The organism is Vibrio sp. 10N.261.51.A3 (assembly GCF_041471965.1).
GTDB classification, from domain to species: Bacteria; Pseudomonadota; Gammaproteobacteria; order Enterobacterales; family Vibrionaceae; genus Vibrio; species Vibrio crassostreae_C.
Window position 1 is genome coordinate 1 of the sequence record NZ_JBFRPK010000027.1, and the last position, 1591, is coordinate 1591.

1 protein-coding gene is annotated in these 1591 nt (G+C 41.3%); it reads left to right on the plus strand.

Features of this window, described 5'->3' with window-relative positions; genetic code table 11:
* Positions 1–361 precede the first annotated feature (361 nt).
* The gene (locus tag AB4371_RS07660; RefSeq protein WP_372149380.1) at positions 362–1351 is read left to right on the plus strand and encodes a calcium/sodium antiporter; all 990 of its coding nucleotides are present in this window, start codon (positions 362–364) and stop codon (positions 1349–1351) included.
* Positions 1352–1591 lie beyond the last annotated feature (240 nt).

A 1591-nucleotide genomic window follows, 5' to 3' on the forward strand; every position in this document is an offset into this window, starting at 1 on the left:
GACCTCAGGTCGCACGGACACTTTCGAGTTAGAAAGTGCCACGGGTAAAAATTCAATCCGAGAAGCTTTTGGACAAAAGTGAGTCAGTGGCTTTGCTAAATTAGTAAATTACGGATTAGTCTACGTACTGCAAATTGCTTTTCTAGCTCTATGCGTTTATAGTCTTCGCCAGTTTGAGGGAGTAGCTATTTTGCTTTGCTAGCATTGCAAAAGGTTGTGTCAACATATTTGACCACACGTCATGGTGCAACCAGTAGTTTTTAGTACCTACCCAGCGAGACTCGAACAACTTACACACTTTATGCGAGGGCTAAGTGTGGGGTTGTTCGTGTTTGTTATAAGCCCTCTGATTACTTACTCTATGACTTCTTTTTTACTCCCATCGTTAGCGTTAACAATCGGCTTAGTTTTAGTGGCATTCAGTGCAGATCGGCTTATTTCTGCATCTGCAACCTATGCCAAGCATTGCAACATATCATTGATTTTTATAGGTATGACTGTTGTTGCGTTCGGAACATCTGCCCCCGAATTACTCGTATCTGCCGTTGCTGCTTTAAATAATGCAGGAGAGTTGGCTGTAGGCAATGGTATTGGTTCCAATATTATTAATATTGGTCTTGTGCTTTCCATTGCTGTGTTAATGGCTCCCATCCAAGCTAACAAGCGCTTTATCAAAAAAGAGTTTCCGATATTGGCAGGGTCAATGCTGATCTGTAGCGCACTGATGTCCACAGGAAAGCTAAATATAACTGACGGTCTATTATTGGTGATTTTGCTAGCCATATACTGTTTCTATTTAGCTAAGTCCATAAGACAAGGTGAGGTTTCTGAAGATGAGCTAGAGTTCTTGCCATTAACTAAAAAACGAGCAGGGTGGGAAAGTTTAGTGATGTTGTTACTACTTTTAACCTCATCGAGGTTAATGGTCTGGGGAGCCGTTAACTTGGCTCAACTTGCTGGTTTGAGCGAACTTACCATTGGGTTGACTATAATTGCATTTGGGACAAGCTTACCCGAACTGGCGGCTGCGATTGCTGGAGTGCGCAGAGGAATGTACGACATTGTATTTGCCACGGTAATAGGCTCGAATATTTTCAATCTATTGGGAGTAATCGCTATACCTTCGATAATAGGCCAAGAGTTAATCATCCCAGAGCAAGTCCTAAGCCGAGATATTCCTTACATGATTATTTTAACAGGGGTATTAGGTGTCATGCTCGCTGTTCCCTTGCTTAAATCACAATCAGCGAGTAACGAACAAGCCACTTACACTCTTCATCGTTGGGGCGGTATTTTGCCATTAATGATATTCATAGCTTACCTAATAAGAGTAGCTAATTCGGCGTTTTAGGACTTCCAAGAACATGGTCTCGAATCCTGTTAACTAACATCCGAAAGACAGCATTCACCTTTATATCCTCCCCAACAGTTAATGCTGTTGGGAGATAATCTTACTATTTCTGCCAACATGTTTAAGTTCAATACCCTAAGTGTTTATCCGTTTCTAACATTAGAAAATTTTGGAGAATCTCAGCAGACTAGTTTAACGAAGAGCAATTAATCTAAGTGGGAATGGGGCACAAACGTTTTA